Source organism: Pseudomonas sp. 28 E 9 (assembly GCF_900004785.1).
Classification (GTDB): Bacteria; Pseudomonadota; Gammaproteobacteria; order Pseudomonadales; family Pseudomonadaceae; genus Aquipseudomonas; species Aquipseudomonas orientalis_A.
Genome location: NZ_CVTK01000053.1, coordinates 258521 through 280236, shown reverse-complemented (window position 1 = coordinate 280236; position 21716 = coordinate 258521). Strand labels below are relative to the sequence as shown.

The window sequence follows — 21716 nt, the reverse complement described above, 5'->3', positions numbered from 1 at the left end:
CGCCGAGAGTCTGCCGCAGCTCCACGTACCAGGGAATGCTGGCCCGGAAAAACAGAATGAGCCTACATTTTTCCGTAGGAATTCCCCTCACAGATGTCCGTTCGACGTTCAGGGGAACTCACCGATCCCAATACGGCACCGTCCCAAAACACTCCACGAAATAATCAATCACCGTGCGCACCTTGAGCGACAGCCTGCGGCTGCCCGGCCATAACGCCGCGATCTGCTGGGGCTCCAGGGTGGTTGCCACCTCGTATTCCGTCAGTACCGCCTGCAAGGTGCCCGCGCGCAGGCTCTCGCCGATCAGCCAGGAGGGAAACACCACCAGCCCCAGGCCCTGTTCGGCGGCGTGGGTCAGGGTGTCGGCGTGGTTGCCGGTAATCGGGCCCTTGACGCTGTAGGCGCTCCAGTCGCCCTGGTCGCGACGCAAGAACCAGCGCTCCTGGCCTTTGATGCCCTTGTAGGCCAGGCATCGGTGATTGACCAGTTCGTCGGGATGGCGCGGCGTGCCGTGCCGCGCCAGGTAGGCGGGGCTGGCGGCGAGGCGAAAGCGTTGCGGCGCGAAGATCCGCGCCTGCATGCTGGAATCATTGAGTACGCCGATGCGAAACAGCAGGTCGGTGCCGTCCTGCAGCGGGTCGACGAAGGTATCGGTTTGCTGGATGTCCAGTTGCAGCTTCGGATAGCGTCGGCACAGTTCCCCCAGCCACGGCGAAAGGTGGCGCTGGCCGAACACCATTGGCGCATTGATGCGCACCAGTCCGCTGGGTTCGCTGTCCTGCTCCTGCAGGGCCTGGCTGGCAGTCTCCAGTTGCTCGAGCATCAGCCGCGCATGCCGCCCGAGCAAACGACCGGCTTCGGTGGGGCTCACGGCGCGGGTGTGGCGGTACAGCAACTGCTGGCCGAGGGCTTGCTCCATCAGTTGGATCTGCCGCGAAATGGAGGAGGGCGCAAGGCCTTCGCGGCGCGCTACCTCGGAAAAACTGCCTTGGTCCAGCACCGCGACGAACAGGCGCAGCGCCTTGAAACTCAACTCGTTCAAACCTTGCATGGCGGCTCCGGGCTGTGCGTTTTGCGCAAAGGTGTTGTCTGCATGCTGCCATTTATCGCACAGCTCGACCACCGGATAATGCGCCCCTGTTTTCTTCTTGAAGCGCGGGTGATGTATGCAGGCAGGTTCTATCGAAGGTACGGCCCAGTCGCGGCCGAAGCGGAACATTCTTCGGTTGCTGTTGCTGCCGTTGGTCATCCTGGCAGGCATGGGCCTGTCGGTGGAGGCCGGTTTGCTCGGGCCATTGGGGGTGCAGGCCGGGCATTTATGGGCCACATTGAGCATCTTTGGCGTCGGCTCGGCGATCCTGTTTCTGCTGTTGTTGTTCAGCGGCCCGCAAAAGGGCCCGGCTTTCACGCAACTGCCGCGCTGGCAGTTGATCGGCGGCTTCCTGGGGCCGATGTACGTGGTGGTGCTGACCCTGGCCACGCCCCATATCGGTGTGGCCATGACGATGATTGCGATCCTCTCCGGCCAAGTGGGCAAGAGCGTGCTGATCGACCATTTCGGCTGGTTCGGCACGGCGCGCAAGCGGGTCAATGTGGAGCGCTGGATAGCCCTGGCGTTGATTGTGGCGGCACTTGTTCTGATTGCACGAGGGTAAGGCGATGAATCTGATTGTGTTGTTGGTCGTGGTGGTCGCCGCAGGTGCGGTATTGAGCGTGCAGGCCGCCATCAACGGTCGTCTGGGCCAGACTGTCGGGGTGTTGCGCAGCAGCCTGCTGACCTTTGCGGTCGGTGCGCTCACCACCGCGCTGCTGATTTTTTTCTTTGAGCCCGCCCAGGCTGTCAGTTTGCTGGAGGTGCCCAAGTGGCAGTTGACCGGTGCCCTGTTCGGCGTGGTGTACATGATGGTAATGGTCGGCGCCGTGCCGGTGGTGGGTACGGCGGTTGCCACGGTAGCGGTGATCGTGGGGCAATTGGGCATGGGCATGCTGATCGACAACTTCGGCTGGCTGGGCAACCCCGCGATCGAGTTGTCCGGTAGCCGGATCGTGGCGATGTTGTGCCTGGCCCTGGCCCTGGTGTTCATGTATCGCAGCAATACGCGTCAGGCTGACTGACGGCGCTGAACCTTGGCGCCGTGCCTGGAGTCACTGTTTAAGGTGTGGCATTCGCCGCGCCGTGACGACCATGAAGAAGGAGTCTGACCATGCCGGATCAAACCTGTGCCTGCCCACACTGCAAATGCGTACTGGGCGTCGACGCGATAATGAAGGACGGCAAGGGCTATTGCTGCCAGGGCTGCGCCGAGCACCATGCGCACGGTGAGCCGTGCGCGGCGGCAACGGGTTGCGAATGCGCCAAGTCGTCTGCCAACGCCTGAGATGATTGATCGGCGGGCCATTGCCCCGATAGCGGTGATCAGCCAATCACTTACTGGCTGATGCACCGCTATCGGGAGCAAGCCCCCTCCCACATTTTGATCTGTATCAGGCCTCTGGAACGCCTTTTTCCCAGGCCGACCAGTTGTTCAGGATTGCCTGTACCAGCGGATTGCCCGTGCGGTACAGGTTCTCCAACGCCGGTACAAACCCACCCTGGTCGGCGTACTTGAGCAGGTTGTCCACTTCGCTGTAGCCCGGGTACGGGCGGTCGAAGTCCGAGCCTGCACGCACCACCGCCAGGCGCTGGATGTCCACCAGCCCTTCGCGGCTGGCGCGCAGCAGCGCTTCGTAGGTGGAGTTATCTTCCTGCTGGGTGGTGCAGTATTCGCCTTTGTTGTCCGTAAGCAGTTTGGTCCACACCTCGGCGCGTTCGCTCAGGCGGGTGCCGGAAAACCAGGTATTACCCGCCAGGGTGTCGCAGCGTGTGACCTGGGGCGGCTGATTGGCCGGGGCGGCGGGGTAGTGCTTGCGCCAGGCGGCGGACTCCTTGCTTTCAGTCAACTCAACCTTGTGCGACAAGGCAAACGCCTTGGCCTGAAGCTTTGGGTTGAGCTCGAAGACTTCGGTCTTGTAGTCCAGCGGCGGTTTTTCATTGGGCCCCTTGGTGTTGATGCCGATATAACCCGTCGGCCAATCCTTGGGCGCGTCGCGGGAATCCAGCTCCCACTGCGTACCGAATTCCACCAGGTAATGCGCCCAGGCGGCCGTGCCGATGGTGCCATGCCTGGGGCTGATACCGGCAATCCCGGCGATCGGGAAATAGCTCTGGCGCAGGTCGAACCTGGGCGACAGGGCCAGTGCCAGGGTGGAGGCGGCGGCGTTGGTCTGGCCCATGCCGGTCACCAGCAGGCACACGTCCTGGGTGTTGCAGCGAATCGCCGGGTACTCGGCGGACAAGCCGGGCACGCGTACCTCCTGTTTGAGCTCCAAGCGATCGATCCAGGTTTGCGCCTCGGGGGCGAACATGGTGATCAACATCACCTTGGGCTTGATCGGCGCAGCGCTGTCCGCCAGCACCACGTGGGGCAGCAGGGCGAGGCCGATGGCCATCGAGAGGCGGGTTAAAGTTTTCATCTGCAGCTCCTTGATCAGAATTGGTAGCCCACGCCGGCGTAGTAACCCCAGCCGTCGGAGCGGGCGCGAAAGTTGCCTTCGCCGAAATTCAACTCGCTGCCATCCTCCCAGTTGCCGCCGTTATGAAAGTAACGGCCGACCAGGGTGAAGCGCAGGTGGGTGAACGAGTACAGCAATACGTTGGTTGCCACCAGGGAATTGGCGGTGCGCGCCGGGTTGTCCTTGTGCAGGTCCGAGCCGAAATCGTAGTTGGTAAAACCGATGTAGGTCAGCGAGGCGCCGTTGTCGAATTTGCCGATGGGCACGATGTATTTCATCTGCGCGCGGTAGCCGTCCCAGGAATATTCATTGCTGGCGCCGTAGTTTTCCCACTGGTAGCGCCCGTAGAAGTTGGCCGACAGGTTGACCCGCGAGTGGGTGTCGATGTCGGTGCCAAGGCCGCTGTACAGGGTATTGGCGCGATTCTCTTTGTTGCTGCCGTGGTCGTAGATCCAGTCGAACGCCACATACCATTCCTTGAACGGCCCGATCGCCAGGCTGCGGCCGGCCAGATAGTCGATGGAGATACGCGGCTCATGTTCCATGAACACGGGCGAGCCGTGGTCCCACGCGCCTTTGTCGTTACTGTTACCGATGCCGAGGATCTTTGGCACGTCGATGTAGCCGTACAGCTCGAACGGCCCCTTGCGGCCGAAATACTCGTATTCCAGGTAGACGTCGTCCTGGGGCTTGGGACCGAAGCTGATGTCCTTGCTGCCGATCAGCGTGAGGTCCTGGTTGAACCATTCCGACAGGTAAGCGCCTTTTTTCGCCGGCGGGCTGGCCTCGGGGCTGAGGGTTTCGCCCTGTGCCGAGTCATCCGAAGGTTGGTCGTGCGCCAAAATGGGTGCACTGAGTAGTCCCGTAACGGCGGCCAGTAGCAAGGAAACACCAAGGCAAGCACGAGGCGTTGAGGTGGGGTGCATTGAAAATCCCTATTCGTACGCGGTTTGAACCCGATTGCTCGGGCAGGGTGAACCTTGCGACCAGGTTCGTTCCGCAAACGTTTGCACAGGCTGTACCAACTTTCGTCAATGGTCTGAATCGACTGAGAAAAGGCGGAAATAACCGTCTCTTTGATCAGAAAATGACAGGGTGTCATTCAGCCGAGGTGACTGACCGCGTGCAGGCCGGTCTCACGCCGATATTCACTTGGCGTCTGGTTCATCTCGATCCGAAAATGCCGGTTGAAGTTGGACAGGTTGGCGTAGCCCACTTCAAAACAGATGTCCGCCACCGACCTGTCGCTTTGCAGCAATAGCCGGCAGGCGCGCTGCACGCGAAATTTGCGCATCAGTTCGATAAAACCATGGCCGGTATTGCGTTTGAAAAAGCGCGAGAAGCCTGGTTCGCTCATTTCCAGCTGCCGGGCGATATCCGACACGCGCACCTCGCCGCTCAATTCACGCATGAGGTAGTCGAAGGCCTGGTTGATGCGGTCGGCGCTGCGCGGGTCCAGGGTCGGTGCGTAGCGCGGGCTGGCGAGGATCTTGATCTGTCGGGGCGGGGCGTTCTTGAGGGTGTCGAGCAGTTGCAGGAACAGCACCAGGCGTTGCAGGCCCTGGGCGTTGCCGATGGCTTCCATCAGCCGCGCCGCCTGCGCCGCTGTTTCGTGCTTGAACTCCAGGCCGCGTCGCGCCTGTTCAAACAGCGGCTGCAGGTCGCCAAGTTCCGGCAGGGCCTCGCGCAGGGCAAGGAGGGCGGCGCCGTCGAATTGCAGCACCACGTCACGGCCGCGCTGGTACTCGCCGGGTGCCAGGTCGCCAATCCAGTCGTGGGGCAGGTCGGGACCGATCAGCGCGACATGCCCGGCACCGAATGCACCGATATAGTCGCCCGCCACCAGCTTGCCGCCGCCGTGGCGGATCAGGTGGATTTCGAATTCGGGGTGGTGGTTCCAGCGCGCCAAGTCAATCGGGTAGTCATGCTCGAACCAGCGAAAGCAGTGCTGCGGTTCGGGCAGGATCACTTCACGTTCGGCGCGGCGTTGCTCGAACAGGGGAGCGGGGATGGGCATGCGGCTGCCTCTTGTGCGTTGGATAACCGCCAAAATACGCGCCTTGGCAGGCTCGGCGCTACCCACGGTGCTATCGGGCACTGATACTTTTTTGCACGCTTGAGGTCGGTTAAAAAAGTACCGGTCGAGCGTGTGCGGTGCGTTTGTGAGAGGTCGGCTCCAACTGCTGTAATCAGCTGTGCAGGAATCCGACATGATTTCAAAGGACACCGCCATGAAACGACTTGAAGGTAAGAGCGCGCTGATCACCGGATCGGCGCGCGGCATTGGTCGCACGTTTGCCCAGGCCTATATTCACGAAGGCGCCACGGTCGCCATTGCCGATATCAACCTGCAGCGCGCCGAGCAGACCGCTGCCGAACTGGGCCCCCAGGCTTACGCGGTGGCAATGGACGTAACCGACCAGGCCTCCATTGACGCAGCCATTGCCGCCGTGGTCGCCCACGCCGGCAAGCTGGATATTCTGATCAATAACGCGGCACTCTTCGACCTGGCACCCATCGTCGAGATCACCCGCGACAGCTATGAACGGTTATTTTCGATCAACGTCGCCGGTACGCTGTTTACCTTGCAGGCCGCCGCGCGGCAGATGATCCGCCAGGGCCACGGCGGCAAGATCATCAACATGGCCAGCCAGGCCGGGCGGCGCGGCGAGGCGCTGGTGGCGGTGTATTGCGCGACCAAGGCGGCGGTGATCAGCCTGACGCAATCGGCGGGGTTGAACCTGATCAGGCAGGGCATCAACGTCAATGCCATCGCCCCGGGCGTGGTGGACGGTGAACACTGGGATGGGGTGGATGCACTGTTCGCCCGGCATGAAGGCCTGGCGCCGGGCGAGAAGAAGAAACGGGTAGGGGACGAGGTGCCTTACGGGCGCATGGGCACGGCTGAAGACCTGACCGGCATGGCGATCTTCCTGGCGTCGAAAGAGGCTGATTATGTCGTCGCGCAGACCTACAACGTCGATGGCGGTAACTGGATGAACTAGTGGCGTGCACCGATCAACACGGTGGGCACGGACAACGAGCCCCACCCCGTCGATATTCGTTGTTCGGTTACTCGGCAAAGCTGCGATCAAAGAAGTAGATCTCTCCTGGCTTCAACATGTCCACCGTCGCCTGGGGCCGGCCGCCTTCACCCTGCTTTTTGCGCCCGGTTTCACGCAGATACCCGGCCTCGGTCAGTTTCAGCAAGCGCTGGCGGATACTGGTCTTGACCACCGGCCGGGCGAGCACCAAAGAAAAAATCGTAGTCGCCTCCGGTGCGCTGAACTCACGCCCCAGGAACATCAACGGCAGGCTGCTGTACAGCGATTTGGAAAACAATCGCTCCTGCACGGCCGCCACAAGGCTGTTGTGATCAAACGGTAACTTGATACTGCCATCGGCTACCGCACTCAACGAATACCAGGCCTGATGGCCGCCCAGCGCGACTTCTTCGGCCACGATCGCCAGGTAGTAAGTGGACGATGACCAGCAGCGCGGGTCGCGAAACGCATCGCCCACGGTGCCCACCTGTTCGTTCCAGACCAGATCGAGGCCGACCTTGTCACTGGAGCGAAGTCGCTCCACCGCATCCTGCAAGCTCAGGTCCTGCACATCGCCATTGACCACCACACCCGGCAATGCCCAGTGTCCGGCAAAGGGCTCGGCATCGCGCTTGTTGAGCAACAGCTTCAATTCCCCGCAGGCACGGGAGTAACACAGTACGCACAAGTCGACGGTGTGCAGGTAGGGGCTCAATGGCATGTGACGTCCTTCTTACAACGTAGGCACCTAGTCTAACGCTTCGGACAGATATGTCATGTACTCGAGCTCAGGCAGTCATGAAAATACTTGTTGCCTTGAAAGTACATGACATGTACTTTTATTTCCAGGCCACCGGAGAATCACCATGACCCTCGCCAAAACTGCCATTGCCTCATTCGATGTGGATGCCCAGAAGTTCTGGAGCCTTACTAACTGTTAGGGATGGATTACATTATGTAAAACAATGACTTAACAGATCTAACGATTTTGGGCGAATTTCTGTCTAGTACGGCTTTTTTGTATCTGCGCTCGAATCGCTTGCAGACGGCAAGCGATAAACTTGCTTTTTCCCCATCACTCATCTGCGCCAGAATCGGTAGCATTAATCCTCTTCCAGTATCGATGGACAGTCGATAGAGCTAGGCCGGTCTCGCGTGCAATCTGCGATTGATTCATCCCTGCCGCTTTAAGCTCGCGAACGACGCTTTCGCTCTGTCTATTCTGAGGCTTGCCTGGGTTACGGTGGGCGACCTCTCCGTCAGGGAGCTGCTCAGCAAGAATTTCCAGACCTCCTTCTTTCTCGAAAGCTCGGAGCTGCTTTAAAGCAGTCTCCATAAGAGCGGTATAGGGGGTATTTAGCTTTTTGGACATGCATAGAGCTAGGAGCGCTAGAGGGTCTATTCGAAGGCCCTCAGCAAGGCTCTCGAACTTCTCAAGAGTGATGCTTGTTTCGCCACGCTCGAGGGCGCTGAGCTTGGATTTCGCGGAGGCGTCGGAAAGATCTTCGTGTCGAAGCTGACGCTGCAGGCGCAGGGCCCTGATTGCGCCTGCGAGAGCGATTCTAAGTTGCATGGCTTACTCAAAAGTCAGGATATAGCCACACAGGAGGGTTTCCGTTAAATATCAAAATGAGGTAGTATCGCGCATAGTTTGATTTGAAAGCAGAATTCACCAGCCCTTTAGCTGCATCCGCAAAGTCATTCTTGGCAATTTATGGAAAATGTAGGTGAGCGGTCAGCACTCCATGGAGTGCAGCGGGCTGGCCGTTCAGTGAGCCTCAGAGCCTCGTGCGTACGATCTATCGCTCCTAACCAATTCAAGAGGCTGCACATGGTTGAAGTTATTGATGAGGGGCTTTTGGAAGGCAGTGGAGTTCCTTTAGCTGGCTCAGAACTCAGTCTGGAAGACGCAATGGCTGCAGCCAGAAAACGCTACAAATGGATGCCCCTCTGCGCCGTAGAAGAATGGACAATCCTAGACGCCATCGTCACCGACGCCGAGCGAACCAAAGTATCCGCTGCCGGATGCCAGCCAATGTTTATGTTTGCCCACAAGGTCGTGGATGACGAGCAAAGACGTTTTGAACCCGGCCACTGGGTCAGGTCGAGTATGGGCACTGCGTTCAACGACGGCTTTCTGTTCGAAACACGGAATAGCGTCTATGTGCTGCTCGGGCCGGGTCATCGCAAATCAGCAACCATCAAAGAGATCTTCTCTCTATTTTGAATTAACCAACCGGGCTGCTTTGCGTCCGCAGAAAACTGAGGCACCTGATGTTCAGAACTGAAGACTCAGACGCTATTGGCGTTCCAGGATTGTTCGGCGAAGGCTTGATGCACTGGCAGGGTGTGTCACGGGTGCTTAGATCGCACTGGTATCACCTGACCGTCCGAATCACCGAGCAAGGTCGCAGCACCGAGTTCACAAGGATGATTGAAGGTGAGCACAGACTGCAGCAATTACTTGTGCAGCAAAATGCAGGGGAAGTGATAGTCGACGTGCAAGTGGTTACCCCGCCTTGGATGAATAACTGCGATGCCTGGGGTATGTATCGCGTCGTTAAGGTGACTATTGGTGACGATAATAACGACTTTGAAGTCAGCGTGATCGAGGTGGACAGTGGGGCTGTTTACCACAACTCACACCGCCCAGGTTTTCAAATTCAGTTACTACAGAACTGCCGGCCAATTTTTCTCGAAACCATGATTCGATCAGTCTGAAAATTACCAACAATCTTGCACGATACCAACGCGTCTGGTTCCGTGCGGAATTCCTGATAACGCCTTGCGGAATAGCACCGGAGCGCAGTGATGCTCGACACCCTAGATGTGAATTTTCACGGCAAACGCCATACAGATTTTGATCTCAAGCGAATCATCAAAGCTCAGGAACAAGGCTTTGATGTGCCAGTGACCGCGTACCTCTGCGGTGTTTCTATCCGGGCGCGGGCGGGCATCGGTGTGGTTTTTGGCCACAAGCGCAAAGATCAATATGGGCGGTTTGGCGATGGTCACCTGATCAGAACTTCTGACGTGGTCAAGGTCGAGCGTGAAGGCAGGTTTTGGGTAATGACGACCGAGAATTCTCGCTATGTGCTGGCCACGTTTCAACGAGGTAATGGTCGTTCAAGCCTACGTGAGTTTCTGCGTCTCTTGCGAACGCTTCATCCAACACCTCGGTTTCTGCAGTGATTTTCCGCCCGACTATCGACGATATATTTCCCTGCCCAACCTGATTTGGGGAATGTAAACACTCCTTATCTGGTGGTCTTGTGACAGCCTTTGGTGACGTGCCCTGCGGGATGGCTGTCGTGAACCGAGCCTCGTGCCAAGTCTCGGCCCATCCGCACGCCTCCGGCCTTAGGCCTGCGCGCTCCGCTTGCCGTAATCGAAGATAGAGGCGTAACTCATTTCATAATTGCCCTGCAAAGCTGGTTCCCACTCGAATCAGCATTCGATGAGATGATCCGCTTGCTCAATGTACATTCGAATCTGCCATGCAGAGTTCAGGATCTCGTTGAACTGTTTGCCAGATGCATCGTCCCTTTCTCGCGATAAGCACCGTTTCGGCCCTTGGTGACTCAATCAATTGTACTCATCAGGGTTTTTGAGAAAGTCCTCGGCGATGTGAAGGGCGGAAAGGTGCCTACCGTGGACTACCTCGCTACCGCATTCGCACTCTCCCTCGCTTTCCTCTCTCAACCATGTGCCGTTCTGCTGTCTGCGATAACACCATCCTGACGTAAACCCGACGCTGGTCATTTCAAGCCCCGGGTGCTTAACAGTCAACTCACAGACTTCGAATAGATCACGCTCGCGACGCAGGACGCCGATGCCTTTCTGGTAGAGCGGAAACTCCCCTCGTTGAGCGAGCTTGATCAGCGCGTCAGCCTCGAACGCCACGGTGCCATTTTCATCGAGAAGCGTGTCGATAAGCGGAAAGCGAAGCGGTGCACTTCTGTCGGCTGAGCCATACAGCACCACATCGGGGATGCTGACTACTATCCCGCCTTCCCCTGCGCCATCGATGGCGTTCTGCACTTCAAGAATTTTCGCTCCGCGATAGAAGGCGGTACGCGCTGGTGCGATTTTCACGAAGCTCGGATGGTACTCAGGTAGATCAAGCGCCCTTATGAAAGCAGGAAGGTTTGGTAGGCTTTCCCGATGTTTGATTTCGTCCCATGGCAACCCCAACAGCGCTCTAAGGATGGGATCCTCAGTAGGGGAGGGGAAGAGGGTGTTGGTGTCGGTTAAACCATGAGTTACGGCGTAGTCTCGAAAAGCCTCGCGGGGGGCTGTGATTTGTGCGACGTAGCAATCTTGAGGCAAGTTTTTATCGCGGAGTGGGCCAATTAGCCAAGCCGATTGGGCCACTGTGCGAGGCCTGGAGCCATCCACAGTTAATGTGGCCAGATCGACCAATCCGACGTTGGCCACAGTATCCCGACTCAATACGTAAAGGTGGCCCTGGCCCTTATGGAAATCGTAGCGGGCCATGCGCTTTTTCAACCAGACAGGATTTTCGTGGCAGTCTTCACTTATTTCAAGCGTCGACTCTTCTGAATAGCTTTGGCTTGCAAACCAAGCAGCTACTCCTGGATTGGAAGTGCAGTCGACATAGAAAGACCGCCATCCATAGTGCTGAAGCAGCGCCTGCTGATATGCAAAATCATCACGGTATTGCGGGATGAAGGCGTCGAGTACGTTCTGGCAATAGCGGCACCACTTGAGCATCTCACTTGGAATGCAGCCTTTCCTGTCAAACGAGGTACCCACCTCGGGAGTACCTGGCTCACCGTAATGAGAGTTCTGACCGCGAAACAGCACGTCATCACCGAATTGTGCCATCAGTGATTCGAGTTCAGCCAGGTTACTCGCTTCGTACAGCTTCAAGGAATTCTCCATTTCAGATAACGATTACTGCGAAGGGGAAAGCGGATAGCTGCTTACGATCAAGCATGTGCGCAGCTTGTGTCTGTATCGCCGCGCTCATCAGACTACACGACGTCGCCCAGACGCGTACCTCTGGCGGTGAGCTTCAAGCCGGGCTCATCCTTCTTATTGCCTTGCAGACTGAACTCCCCACGCTCGTAGTCTATTGTCCCTTCTGCCTCAAGAATGTACGACCCTGTGCCACCGAACACGTGGGTGTTCCCCGGACGCCATGGTCGTACTGTGATCTGCGACTTGAATGAGCCGGACTCGCGCGGGATGACACCTTGGTAAAGGAAATGCGGGTCGCATCCATTCACGCTGCCATCCTTAATAAAAACTAGGCCATCGCCGAAGTCGCGGATGTTGGATTCAAATTTCACAAAGAAAACGCCCTGAGACATAGCCGTGCTCCAATCGATAGTGAAGCAGTTCACGCTAGAAGGAGTCGGTAGATGTCACAAGGCCATTCTGTAACAGAAAGTTGCGCTAGCGCATCAGGGCCGTTTCACGATGACGTACTAAATGACCTCTCGTCGAGGTATCGTATTAGGCGAGAACTGGTTGCGTCTGATCGGATGTCCTTAAGGCGAGAGAGACGTGACAGATCTCGACAAGGCAACTTGATCCAGTCTGTCGCAACCGGCTGAGTAGCGAGTTCACCACTGCTGATTCATTCCCCCTGCTCCGAGTGCCTCAAGGTTTCGTCAGTGATTCTCTGGCACGGTGATGTATTGGTCGTCGCCCACCGAATAATCCTGCAACACTGGCGTCCCTACCTTTTCCTTGTACCTGTCCAGGTAGGGGCTTTGCATTTTGGCGAGGAATCTCACCAAGTATGTGCCAGGCGATTTCAACCGGAAGATGTAGCTGATGTCGTAGGTTTCTCCCGCTCCAATATCAATGAAGCCGCCCACTTGCCTCAGGACACCCTCGAAGCGTGTGCTGCCCATGGGTACCTCTCCGATGAACTGAGGCATGCTGTCCACGAAAACGATGCCGCTCACCGACAGAGCCCCGTTATCCAGAATTACCCGCTGTGCATCAGTACCCTGATTCGAAAGCTCCACTCTCACCTGCACAATCGAACCAGCATTACCCTGTGGTTCACCAACCGTCGCGGTCACCTTCGATCTCACATGTGGCGCGAGGTTTGTTTTCTGTTCCAACTCCCGAAGGGTGTAGGCGGAAATTTGTTTTTCCTGTTTCACGTACAGGCCGTTGAAGGCAATCCAAACACCTCCAATCAGAACGGCCAAAATCGAAACACAGTTGAGTGCGATCTGGGAGATGAGTTGTTTTCTTGCAAGGCCCTCGTGCTTGCCGGAGGTCGGATTATTCGTTGGTGTATCAATCATCAGCTAATAGCTCTTAGTAGAAAATGGCCAGGAGATTGCAATCGAGCGAGTCGACCTGGAGGGTCGCCTAGAAAATCCCTCATTAGGCTATCGACCCGGCTCGGCTATGCTTCAGATTTAAATTTATGATTTATAAATCTTTTAAATAGAAAATTCGGTGGGCAAGTGACTTCAGATGGATTACCAACCAGTGTCGCCTTCAAGACGATACTGATTCGGTACTTTTTTGAGGGTGGTATGTTCATCCGTCACCACATCAGTCCGTCTGATTGCTGGCTGATAACGCAGTGAAGATAAGAGGGCAAATACCCCTGTCTGGGCTTGGCTTTTTTGAGCTTTAGCTTTTCGCTTCGAAGGAGCTCGGCTGTCTTCTTCCGCTAAGCGTCCGCTCGCTCTTTCTCGAGCTTGCGTCGTTTTTCAGCTTTCGTCATATCCCTCGCTTTTTCCTGCGCGCGTTTTTGTGCGCCCGCAGATCAACCTTTTACTCATGACGTTCCTGACTCCATTCAAACGCGTATCCGGCCCATCGAGGTCGACGTTCACTAATAGCCGAGAAGGATCGTCCTTATCAAGGGGGCAGCGAGCAACTTAGCTTAGAAGATCAGTAGCTCTTCCGCTCTAGGAATCAATCGGCCAGTTAATCCAATCTCTTCTCCGTCTATATCGAAGACACTGTGGTTCCGCACACCGGAAGCAGGTGACGAAATATTACCTCGGGCTACGCCATTTTCTATTGTTGATAATACATAGAAGTCACTGTCCTGATAAATATAGAGATGAGGTGAGAGCTCTATATTTTCCCCATCTACCTGAAGCAGTGCACGAGAAGGCTCCGAGCTCATATTCCCAACTAAAACCTCTATGGAAAGTTTTTCACCCCGCTTTCTCGATGCTTGCAGCCCAGCATGGGAGCCCTCGATGATTGAAAGTACGGTGTTCACTCTACTCGAACCATTCTCTCGAACGATTGAAGGCTGTGCGATGAAAAAACCATCAAACCCAATATCCTCACCAGAAATACCACCTACAACCAACTCCTTCACTACATCAGATATCAACCCCACATCCGCGCTGGAGTGAACCCTCATCCAGACGAACCGACAAGAGTTAGGTGAAGGAGAAACGTGTTTTTTCAGATTCGCTGCTGCCTTGAGTATTCGCGATTTCTGATTAGCCAACTCATTTCTGTGGAACCCACCAACAACCATTAAATCGCTCGAAAAAAAGTTTCTTGCCAATGGCCGTTCATCCGTTGAATGCAGCTCAGAAAAGAACACTTTTACAGTTCCCCTCTGACATTTGTACGATCCTGGGGCTTTCATCTTCTTGGAAACCCACGTTACCAGCGCATCGAGCACAGTTGGTTCAATAAACTGATCCGAAATAACCCTCAGGGCGCCATGAACTCTCATCTCTTTCATTTTTTTGTCAAATACAGCTTTGAGAGTGGCACATTTCTCCCTAAACACCCCTTCATGCTCCGATATATCATGATTTTTTATCGAAACGTGGTACTTGAATTGGGAGGGCATCGTCAACGTCAAATCGAACCCTTTATTCCCCTTCGACGCGGGAAGGACTGTGCCGTCAGGCGCCGATAGCGAAGCGCAGACCATTATTTCCGCAAGATACCCGTGAGCATTTTTGGGTTGGTTGATAATGTCATTTGCTACCCGCTTCAGCCAGAGCGAGTGATCAGAAGTCAGTTTCTCGATTGCACGCCCTAGCGCAAAGAGCTCTGTGCTGGACAGCATGTCTTTTCTAGCCCATAGCTTTTGAAGCCGATGGCCGCCGTTCGTGGACAGCCACTCCTCACCAAATAGATCTCCCACCAAAGCCAAAGGCTTTTCACTTTTGGCAAAATCTCCTAGATCCAAGTGCCCCATTAACCGGCCAAAACTATTTGCACCTTTAACAGTCATTCCCTGATCTCTCCTATCTGTTAGTTATCTTGGAATAAAATGAACACGTGTCGTTCTCAATCTGGCCTCGTTCATGGTGAGACTGAGCAAAATCTGCAATTCGTACATCCTAGGGTATAGGTACTGGAGATTACGTTGGTTGATCAGCCTTCATCCTTGGCTAATGTGACTTCAGTGCTGAAGAGTGCAATGAGTCTATTCATATCTTTCCTTGATCGTAGAAAGCTCTAAATCTAACTGGCATCGAGGATAAAAGCCACTGCAAGCTTGATCCCTGTGCTTGCTCTCGCTGATAGGGCAATACACACATAGTAACTGTGCTAATGCCCAAGATGACCAGAGGGCAATCGCGAGGTCTTGAGCTCGAATCGCGGGATAAATGTGCTTTCGCGTGGGGCGATTCTCTCGGTTAACAGCCGACTGGTCGTCGTTTTTGGAGCAGTCTGCAACGCTTGATTACGGCCCAAAGCTATCGCTCAGTTTGTTTGCGAAAAAGGGCAGTTCAGTTGCCAGTAGAGTTGAAAAAAACTGTAGCCAACGAACATGGAGGGCATCCAGGAAACGCAGGGTAACTCACCTCTTAGGCAGTGCCGTAATGATAATATTCGATATGTCGTTGTAGCGTTCATAGAACGCGTAGTGATTGTCAGATAAAACGAAGCTACAGGCTATGCATTCATTCTCTAAAAACTCCAATGACAAAAGCTACCATTCGAGTAGCTCCTGTCAGCAAAAACCTATTTTTTTAAAGGCTTGCTAGGTTTCAAGCCGGGGTTATTTCCTTGCGTGTCTTTATTGTCACGACGACGCTTATCAACTTCGCCGGTTGATTTGGCAATCGGTTTTGGGCCTGGTTTAAGCGCCATAAAATCTCTCCTTGATGTTAATGTTATTTTAGTTGCTGTGGGATCATCCTATTGGCACGGACGGATACTTTCAATAGGCAAGAGATGCTTGATTTTAGCTATATGAAAAATTGAATTAGCTTTGGCTCATCTACTGGAAATTTAATGACAGGTAACGTGTTGATTTTACGTTCATTGGTGACATTTTGCAGGTAGCACTGCATTTCCAGAATCATTCGAGCATCGCCAGACCGCACCTGTCTGCTACCTAGCCTTTACCGTCCACAACTGATCAACCTTCGTCGTGTAGCTCTGACTCATCAGCTCCCGACGCATTGCCCAACTGGGAGCAGCAGGCACGCTGGCTAAACGCAGCACTCCCTTTCCCCAGCGGCCATTGATCTCATCCAGGACGGTCATCACCTTGTCCGCCTTAACAGGCTGGGAATGTGTAAACAGGTCATCAGTGAATTCGCCGGGCTGCCGCAAATCCATCAGCAGAACCTCCGCCTTGCTGTACTTGAAGCCCGGTCGGAAGAGGCGATTGACCGCTTCGGTCGCAGCCTTGGTCATGAGTCTAACGTCGTTAGTCGGGTAGGGTAGTTCGACAAGTGCGCCATTCGCATACTTCGCTTCTTCGGGATTAAACATGCCTGTCCTGATACTCACGCGGATCTTCTTGCACAGCGAGTTTTGCGCTCTGAGCTTTTCCGCCGCGCGCTGGGTGTAGGTGGCGACGGCCTCCTTGATCGGTTCGATCTGCGTGAGCCGGGTGCCAAACATCCGGCTGCAGCAAATCTCTTGCTTGGGTGGGTCAGCTTCACCCAGTTCCAGACAGGAGGTGCCGGCAAGCTCGCGAGCGGTTTTCTCGATCACCACACTGAATGTCTGACGAAGCATCCACGGATCGGCTTTCGCCAAGTCCATGGCGGTCTTGATGCCCATCGTTTCCAGGTGGGCCTTCATGCGCTTGCCGATGCCCCAGACCTCGCCGACATCGGTGTTGCGCAGCGTCCAGTCCCGTTTGAACGGGTCGCACAGATCCACCACTCCACCGGTGATATCCAACAGTCGCTTGGCGGTATGGTTTGCCAGCTTCGCCAGAGTTTTGGTGCGGGCAATACCCACCCCGACTGGAATTCCCGTGCGCTTGAGAAGAGTGGAGCGCACGTGTCGCCCAAAAGCAGGTAGATCGCCAGGTATGCCAGTGAGATCGGCAAACGCCTCGTCAATGCTGTAGACCTCAAGCGCAGGCACTAGCGATTCGATGATCGTCATGACGCGTTCGCTCATGTCGCCGTATAAAGCGTAATTACTGCTGAAGGCCACGACTCCATGCCGGCGTAGATGGTCTTTGATCTGGAAGTACGGCTGGCCCATTTTCACAAAAGGCTTGGCGTCGTAGCTGCGTGCAATTACACAGCCGTCGTTGTTGGACAGCACCACGATAGGTGTCTTTGCCAGGTCGGGTCTGAACACTCGCTCGCAGCTCGCGTAGAAGCTGTTGCAGTCAATCAGGGCAAAGACTGGCTCAAGTGTTTTCATGATCGCGCACGCTGTATTTCACCACACCCCAGATCACCAGCTCATCGCCCTCCATGACATGCCTTGCCGGATATTTTGGGTTCTCCGATACAAGCATCACGGCGTTCTCACGCAGAAGCAGGCGCTTGCAGAATGGCTCCGAGTTCAGCGCGGCGATGACGATATCGCCACTGACCGCCTCGATGCTTCGATCAACAACCACCAGATCCCCTGAATAGATTCCTGCGCCCTGCATACTGTCTCCGTCGATCCTCACCAGGTACACGTGCGGAGCTCGAATATCAAACAGCTCATCAAGGGAGATGTGCTTTTCGATGTGATCAGCCGCAGGGGAGGGGAAGCCCGCCGGCACCTTGGATGAATAAAGGGGCAGCTTCTTACCGCCAGTAGCGAGTGGGCCGAGGATGGTGACGCTCATGATGCAAGCCTTAGAGTAGTAAGCTGTACGTATATACAGTTAACGATTTGCTTCGCTTGCGGTCAATCTCATAAGCATCACTATTCGACGGGTGACAGCATGTGCGGACGCTACTCGATCTACGAATCGATGGATCACTATCTGAAGGAGCTCGCGCCAGAGCAGCTTGTAATCAACGGCTACGATCTTTGGCCAGTAGAGCGATACAACGTCGCACCCTCGACCCGTGTGGAGATCATTCGGCCAGTGGACGACCAATTAAGCGTAGATAAGGTGAAATGGGGATGGTCACCATTTTGGGCGAAAGGAAAGCGTCCTGACCCGATAAACGCCAGGGTTGAAACAGTCATGACTGGGAAGTTTTTCAATCAGCTCTGGCCAAGCGGTCGTGTACTTGCACCGGGAAACGGGTGGTTTGAGTGGGTCAACGATCCGGCTGATCCAAAGAAGAAGCAGCCTTACTTCATAACCCTGAAAGAGCAGGCTCCGATGTTCTTCGCTGGTTTAGCGGAGGTTCACCAGGGCCTAGAGCCAGACCCTCGCGACGGCTTCGTCATCATCACCGCCGCCAGCGATCAAGGGATGGTAGATATCCATGATCGAAAGCCGCTGGTCTTGGCACCTGAACACGCCCGCGAATGGATCACCTCAGATACTTCACCTGAACGCGCGCGGGAAATCGCGATGGAACACTGCCGGCCTGCTATCGATTTTCATTGGTATAAGGTGAGCAAGGCTGTGGGTAGCGTTCGTAATCAGGGCCCAGAATTGCTTAAGCCGCTCTCAGAGGCGTCAGACGTCGATGAATGATAAACCTGAGTCGTACATCCCGTTGGCTGTAGATGTTGATGGACGGCAACTGGAGCGTTGTCCTGCCTGTCCATGAGTAGTTCTTGTCAGCTTTCATCAAGAACGGACATCGCTTAGACCAACCACCAGTTTTGACACCGGCATACCTGAGACCGCCCAGGTAGCGGCTGGTAATGTAGGGGGCATGTGGTGGGATTATTCGCCCCAAAGACTTGGACGCCATTGGCGTAGCCTGGCATAAATTAAGGACAAAATATGTTCAGCAAATCTCAGATCATTACCATCCCAGTCCTGATCTCATCGGTACTTTTACTCACCGGCTGCCCGCCATCAGCGTCGTTCACCCAGTGGAAACGCGCTTCGACCACTGTTGAGGGTGTCAAAGCCGCAATGACAGAGTGTGGCGACCCGGTAGGTAGTTCGATAACCCACTTGCCAATAAACGAGCAAGTGCTGCAATTCCAGTGTATGCAGCGCCTCGGTTTTACTCGTAAAGACGGCTTTGAATACTGTGAAATAATGAAGAATATGCCAGCCTGCGTCGAAGAAAGGCAGGGCCGTCCGCTCAGCTTGTCCCAGCTCGAAGCCTTACCGTTTGTCGAAGATGAAGCATTTCATCCCATTAAGCCTAATTCAGGCCGGGATGAACGCATGCAGGTCTCGTGGCGTAAAGCGGGAGCATCACTCCATTTCTCAGTACAGGTAGCCAATGATAGTGAAGCCCTGCCGGTGATGTATGCGTGCGGCTATGCGAAACCACTAGGGTCGAATCTGGACGTCGCCAGCATCGGGCGCACTGCAGAAGTGCAGCGTTGCATGATTGATCACGGCTTTGAGCCCAAAAATAAAATTATGGTGGTTTGCCAGACTTACCCACAAGTGACGGGCTGTTCGTCGACAACGCCGCCGAGTTGATTCAGATAGAGAACAGAATGAAGAGGGGCTTGCTCGTGAGATATAAAATATCGCTCCTAAGCGAACGACGTAATAACTCATCAGCCCAGCTACATTTTCTACATCGATTTAACCGATACCACTTTCACGTACTTGTACTTCTTCCTCGCAGCCTTCACAGCCTCCTGCTCTGCAAGCAACGAGCTCAACGTATCAGCCTCGTGAATCAACTCGATCATTTTCCCCTCAAACTCGTTTCCAACACGTAACGTGACCCTCAGCCTAGGCGTAAATGCTTTCGCCACCTTCTTCTTGGCTGCTGGAGCGACAACGGGTTTTGCGAGCACAATTTCTTCCACAGGCTCATTTACTAGAGGAGCAGATATCTGCTCTTCGGGCTGAGGCGTACCGAATAGGGCACGACGCATTTCTTCTTCAGTTAATTCAGCGCTCATAGAACATCTCAAAGTGGGCAGTAATCAGCTCGACGAATTCTACTAGGATGGCGGCTCCAGCGTGTCCTCTGGGAGCATGTACGGCCACTGTGAATTCGTGCTACGTGGTCACAACATTTCAACGTGGTAGTGGGCCTGATAGCGATAAAAATGATGCAACGTAAGCTAGGCTATTGAGGGCTTAAGGGTTCATCGCAATGGTTGGCTGGCTTTGTCTTCGACAACTGAGTGAACTGCTCCAATGCGTTTTGGAAGTCCTCTAATGCAAAGCTTACCGGCTTGCTCTCGGCGATCCATTTTGTCGAGATTCCAACCTCCAGTTTGTCCGAAATACTTCGACCGAAGCGCCGCCAGTGTACGGTGTTAGCATCGATTACCTGCTCTGCGACCAAGACGATGCAGTCAAAATTCATGTCATCGCTACAGACCAGTAACGGCACGATTGTAGAGCTTCCATCTTCGGCTGGGATTATGCGACGGTTCGCAAGAGCGTCTTCGTCTTCGTCGATAAGCCAGATCAGAGAAAGACCAAGGCTTGCGACGTCTGACCATTCGAGATGAGTGGACAGCCATTGCTCAATTCCAATGCCGTCAATCATTAACCATGCGCAAGCGCTCCTGGCGAATCCAGGTCGGTAGTAAGCGGCGCTGATAACTTGATGCATCGCGAAGTCCTTCAATGCAGTGCGGCGGTGTCACAGAGAATGATGATACTCCAGTGATATCACCCTACGCGTCAGATCGCTACTCTCGGACGCTTGAAGGGCAGCCTATATTGCACCTGGACGGACGGGCAGATTTCAACCTTGGTACAACGATGAGGACGAGGTCGGATTGCGAGCATCTTTTCCCGTCGGGCTTCCCTGACAAGCTGCTCCTCCGATTGTAATCAGTTACGATCCTGACGACTCATCAACAATCGAGATCGTGTCATGCAAGATGGCTGCTGGCCCTTCCATCTCTTCGGTGCCAATTTCGCCACTGAATCCGAGGCGAAGAAATTTGTGTTTGAGCAGTGGGAGCCAGAGCCCCCTGAAAGCGTAAGCGAAGCCGAGTACATTTCGTGGGAAGACCGCAATCCAACCTGGCGTCTAGCGGAGGAGCTGGGGTTCTCTATGGATTCAGATTTCGTTGAGCTTGCCGGCACCCCACAAGACGTCATAGCGCAAATCCGCAGTCAGTCCGAGAGAGCGTTGGTCAGCTCTAGGGTAGGAGAGTTCACGCATTTTATAATGGTGGGTTCGAATGCCATCTGGGGTGACCGTCGTTCGACTTCTACCCAAGTAGAGCCGCTGGTGCGCTTGCCGGAGAGCACTGCAACCATCACATATCTCGGCCTGTTCAACTGAGCTGACGGCCTCATAGGTTAGGCCCGTTTTTGACCAGGGGCGGGCACTGGATTAAGGCTAAAATTGTCCTCATTAGGGGCGGATGATGATTCAACCAGTGAAATTATGACCAGACAGCTTGTCTACCAACGAATACGAAATCGAATTGTCGAGCTACTTGAGTGGCTGATTGAGTGCGAGAATGAGCCACCTCGGTGTGGTATGAATGAGTTAATCAATTCATGGGAAGATTGGGTGCCAACTCCCTCGCCAAAAGGATACTTCGTCGATCAGGGGTTCACTCCAATGCAGAGCGTTTTTTTGGTAAATGTAAGCGCAGCCATCGAGGATTTTTGCGAAGCAACGCCTGAACTCATTGAGAACGACGCTGCGGCAATTGCGCTCCCTCAATGGCGCCTTGTCATCGCTGCTGCCAAGCCGACGCTATCTGCGATGAAAGCGAGTACCAAAATGTCGGAGGAGAGTGACGACAGGCTCGAGCGTTGAGTTGCTGGCTCTTTAAGCAAGGTTTTGCGTACGATTTTGCCAGGGTTCAGCAATCGGTCAGAAATAGGTAAGCGTCCAATCAAGTCATCTACCGATCCAGTTATCA

At 54.8% G+C, this 21716-nt stretch carries 26 protein-coding genes; 11 read left to right on the top strand and 15 right to left on the bottom strand.

Going from position 1 to position 21716, the window contains the following annotated elements; translation table 11 throughout:
- Window positions 1–118 precede the first annotated feature (118 nt).
- On the bottom strand, window positions 119–1051 hold the full coding sequence (locus tag BFQ00_RS21685) for a LysR family transcriptional regulator (RefSeq protein WP_065884706.1): 933 nt from the start codon (window positions 1049–1051) through the stop codon (window positions 119–121).
- A gap of 115 nt (window positions 1052–1166) precedes the next feature.
- On the opposite strand from BFQ00_RS21685, the gene BFQ00_RS21680 reads away from it, so the two are divergent.
- The 3 genes from BFQ00_RS21680 to BFQ00_RS28525 all read left to right on the top strand — a co-directional run bounded on the left by BFQ00_RS21680 (window position 1167) and on the right by BFQ00_RS28525 (window position 2378).
- The gene (locus tag BFQ00_RS21680; protein ID WP_065934714.1) at window positions 1167–1655 is read left to right on the top strand and encodes a DMT family transporter; all 489 of its coding nucleotides are present in this window, start codon (window positions 1167–1169) and stop codon (window positions 1653–1655) included.
- A 4-nt stretch (window positions 1656–1659) separates the two neighbouring features.
- Window positions 1660–2115: a DMT family transporter gene (locus tag BFQ00_RS21675; RefSeq protein ID WP_065884704.1), complete on the top strand. Its 456-nt coding sequence runs from the start codon at window positions 1660–1662 to the stop codon at window positions 2113–2115.
- Window positions 2116–2204: 89 nt separating this feature from the next.
- Window positions 2205–2378, top strand: a complete 174-nt coding sequence (locus BFQ00_RS28525) for a metallothionein (RefSeq protein WP_083203250.1) — start codon at window positions 2205–2207, stop codon at window positions 2376–2378.
- Window positions 2379–2484: 106 nt separating this feature from the next.
- On the opposite strand, the gene BFQ00_RS21670 is transcribed toward BFQ00_RS28525, so the two are convergent.
- The 3 genes from BFQ00_RS21670 to BFQ00_RS21660 all read right to left on the bottom strand — a co-directional run bounded on the left by BFQ00_RS21670 (window position 2485) and on the right by BFQ00_RS21660 (window position 5569).
- Window positions 2485–3513 carry a purine-nucleoside phosphorylase gene (locus BFQ00_RS21670; RefSeq protein WP_065934713.1) on the bottom strand — a complete coding sequence of 343 codons (1029 nt, stop codon included), beginning with the start codon at window positions 3511–3513 and terminating at the stop codon, window positions 2485–2487.
- Window positions 3514–3527: 14 nt separating this feature from the next.
- Complete coding sequence (locus BFQ00_RS21665) at window positions 3528–4478, bottom strand: nucleoside-specific channel-forming protein Tsx (protein WP_065884702.1); 951 nt, start codon at window positions 4476–4478, stop codon at window positions 3528–3530.
- Window positions 4479–4654: 176 nt separating this feature from the next.
- On the bottom strand, window positions 4655–5569 hold the full coding sequence (locus tag BFQ00_RS21660; protein WP_065934712.1) for an AraC family transcriptional regulator: 915 nt from the start codon (window positions 5567–5569) through the stop codon (window positions 4655–4657).
- Window positions 5570–5783: 214 nt separating this feature from the next.
- Here BFQ00_RS21660 and BFQ00_RS21655 point away from each other — a divergent pair, with 214 nt between their 5' ends.
- Window positions 5784–6557, top strand: coding sequence for an L-iditol 2-dehydrogenase (locus tag BFQ00_RS21655; RefSeq protein ID WP_065934734.1), 774 nt, complete (start codon window positions 5784–5786; stop codon window positions 6555–6557).
- Window positions 6558–6624: 67 nt separating this feature from the next.
- Here the strand turns inward: BFQ00_RS21655 and BFQ00_RS21650 are convergent, their stop codons facing one another.
- The gene (locus BFQ00_RS21650) at window positions 6625–7317 is read right to left on the bottom strand and encodes an NUDIX hydrolase (protein ID WP_065934711.1); all 693 of its coding nucleotides are present in this window, start codon (window positions 7315–7317) and stop codon (window positions 6625–6627) included.
- 354 nt (window positions 7318–7671) lie between these two features.
- On the bottom strand, window positions 7672–8169 hold the full coding sequence (locus BFQ00_RS21645) for a helix-turn-helix domain-containing protein (protein ID WP_043205197.1): 498 nt from the start codon (window positions 8167–8169) through the stop codon (window positions 7672–7674).
- Window positions 8170–8427: 258 nt separating this feature from the next.
- Here BFQ00_RS21645 and BFQ00_RS21640 point away from each other — a divergent pair, with 258 nt between their 5' ends.
- From BFQ00_RS21640 to BFQ00_RS28520, 3 genes are all read left to right on the top strand, one after another.
- Window positions 8428–8823 (top strand): DUF6957 family protein, encoded by a 396-nt coding sequence (locus tag BFQ00_RS21640; protein ID WP_043205199.1) that lies wholly within the window; start codon window positions 8428–8430, stop codon window positions 8821–8823.
- Between the two features lie 47 nt (window positions 8824–8870).
- The gene (locus BFQ00_RS21635) at window positions 8871–9317 is read left to right on the top strand and encodes a hypothetical protein (protein ID WP_065934710.1); all 447 of its coding nucleotides are present in this window, start codon (window positions 8871–8873) and stop codon (window positions 9315–9317) included.
- A 90-nt stretch (window positions 9318–9407) separates the two neighbouring features.
- On the top strand, window positions 9408–9788 hold the full coding sequence (locus BFQ00_RS28520; RefSeq protein ID WP_083227412.1) for a hypothetical protein: 381 nt from the start codon (window positions 9408–9410) through the stop codon (window positions 9786–9788).
- Between the two features lie 393 nt (window positions 9789–10181).
- Here BFQ00_RS28520 and BFQ00_RS21625 read toward each other — a convergent pair whose 3' ends face one another.
- The 7 genes from BFQ00_RS21625 to BFQ00_RS21600 form a co-directional block, all read right to left on the bottom strand.
- A complete protein-coding gene (locus BFQ00_RS21625; RefSeq protein ID WP_065934708.1) occupies window positions 10182–11489 on the bottom strand; it encodes an FRG domain-containing protein in 1308 nt (435 codons plus the stop codon).
- Between the two features lie 104 nt (window positions 11490–11593).
- Complete coding sequence (locus BFQ00_RS21620) at window positions 11594–11932, bottom strand: GrlR family regulatory protein (RefSeq protein WP_065934707.1); 339 nt, start codon at window positions 11930–11932, stop codon at window positions 11594–11596.
- A gap of 303 nt (window positions 11933–12235) precedes the next feature.
- Window positions 12236–12886, bottom strand: coding sequence for a hypothetical protein (locus tag BFQ00_RS21615; protein WP_065934706.1), 651 nt, complete (start codon window positions 12884–12886; stop codon window positions 12236–12238).
- Between the two features lie 593 nt (window positions 12887–13479).
- Window positions 13480–14808, bottom strand: a complete 1329-nt coding sequence (locus tag BFQ00_RS21610) for a hypothetical protein (RefSeq protein WP_065934705.1) — start codon at window positions 14806–14808, stop codon at window positions 13480–13482.
- Between the two features lie 737 nt (window positions 14809–15545).
- Window positions 15546–15674, bottom strand: coding sequence for a hypothetical protein (locus tag BFQ00_RS30165; RefSeq protein ID WP_256537217.1), 129 nt, complete (start codon window positions 15672–15674; stop codon window positions 15546–15548).
- 243 nt (window positions 15675–15917) lie between these two features.
- Window positions 15918–17198 carry a translesion error-prone DNA polymerase V subunit UmuC gene (gene umuC, locus BFQ00_RS21605; protein ID WP_065934704.1) on the bottom strand — a complete coding sequence of 427 codons (1281 nt, stop codon included), beginning with the start codon at window positions 17196–17198 and terminating at the stop codon, window positions 15918–15920.
- Window positions 17185–17616, bottom strand: a complete 432-nt coding sequence (locus BFQ00_RS21600; RefSeq protein WP_065934703.1) for a LexA family protein — start codon at window positions 17614–17616, stop codon at window positions 17185–17187. The genes umuC and BFQ00_RS21600 overlap by 14 nt, the downstream gene beginning before the upstream one ends.
- A gap of 99 nt (window positions 17617–17715) precedes the next feature.
- Between BFQ00_RS21600 and BFQ00_RS21595 the strand changes: the two genes are divergently transcribed.
- Window positions 17716–18426: an SOS response-associated peptidase family protein gene (locus tag BFQ00_RS21595; RefSeq protein ID WP_065934702.1), complete on the top strand. Its 711-nt coding sequence runs from the start codon at window positions 17716–17718 to the stop codon at window positions 18424–18426.
- A gap of 255 nt (window positions 18427–18681) precedes the next feature.
- Window positions 18682–19341, top strand: a complete 660-nt coding sequence (locus tag BFQ00_RS21590) for a hypothetical protein (RefSeq protein WP_065934701.1) — start codon at window positions 18682–18684, stop codon at window positions 19339–19341.
- A 98-nt stretch (window positions 19342–19439) separates the two neighbouring features.
- Here BFQ00_RS21590 and BFQ00_RS21585 read toward each other — a convergent pair whose 3' ends face one another.
- Complete coding sequence (locus BFQ00_RS21585) at window positions 19440–19775, bottom strand: hypothetical protein (RefSeq protein WP_065934700.1); 336 nt, start codon at window positions 19773–19775, stop codon at window positions 19440–19442.
- A gap of 170 nt (window positions 19776–19945) precedes the next feature.
- Entirely contained in the window at window positions 19946–20440 is a 495-nt protein-coding gene (locus BFQ00_RS21580) for a hypothetical protein (protein ID WP_065934699.1), read from the bottom strand.
- 267 nt (window positions 20441–20707) lie between these two features.
- On the opposite strand from BFQ00_RS21580, the gene BFQ00_RS21575 reads away from it, so the two are divergent.
- Complete coding sequence (locus BFQ00_RS21575) at window positions 20708–21124, top strand: hypothetical protein (protein WP_048402003.1); 417 nt, start codon at window positions 20708–20710, stop codon at window positions 21122–21124.
- Window positions 21125–21325: 201 nt separating this feature from the next.
- Complete coding sequence (locus BFQ00_RS21570; protein WP_003191463.1) at window positions 21326–21610, top strand: hypothetical protein; 285 nt, start codon at window positions 21326–21328, stop codon at window positions 21608–21610.
- The last annotated feature ends 106 nt before the right edge of the window (window positions 21611–21716 follow it).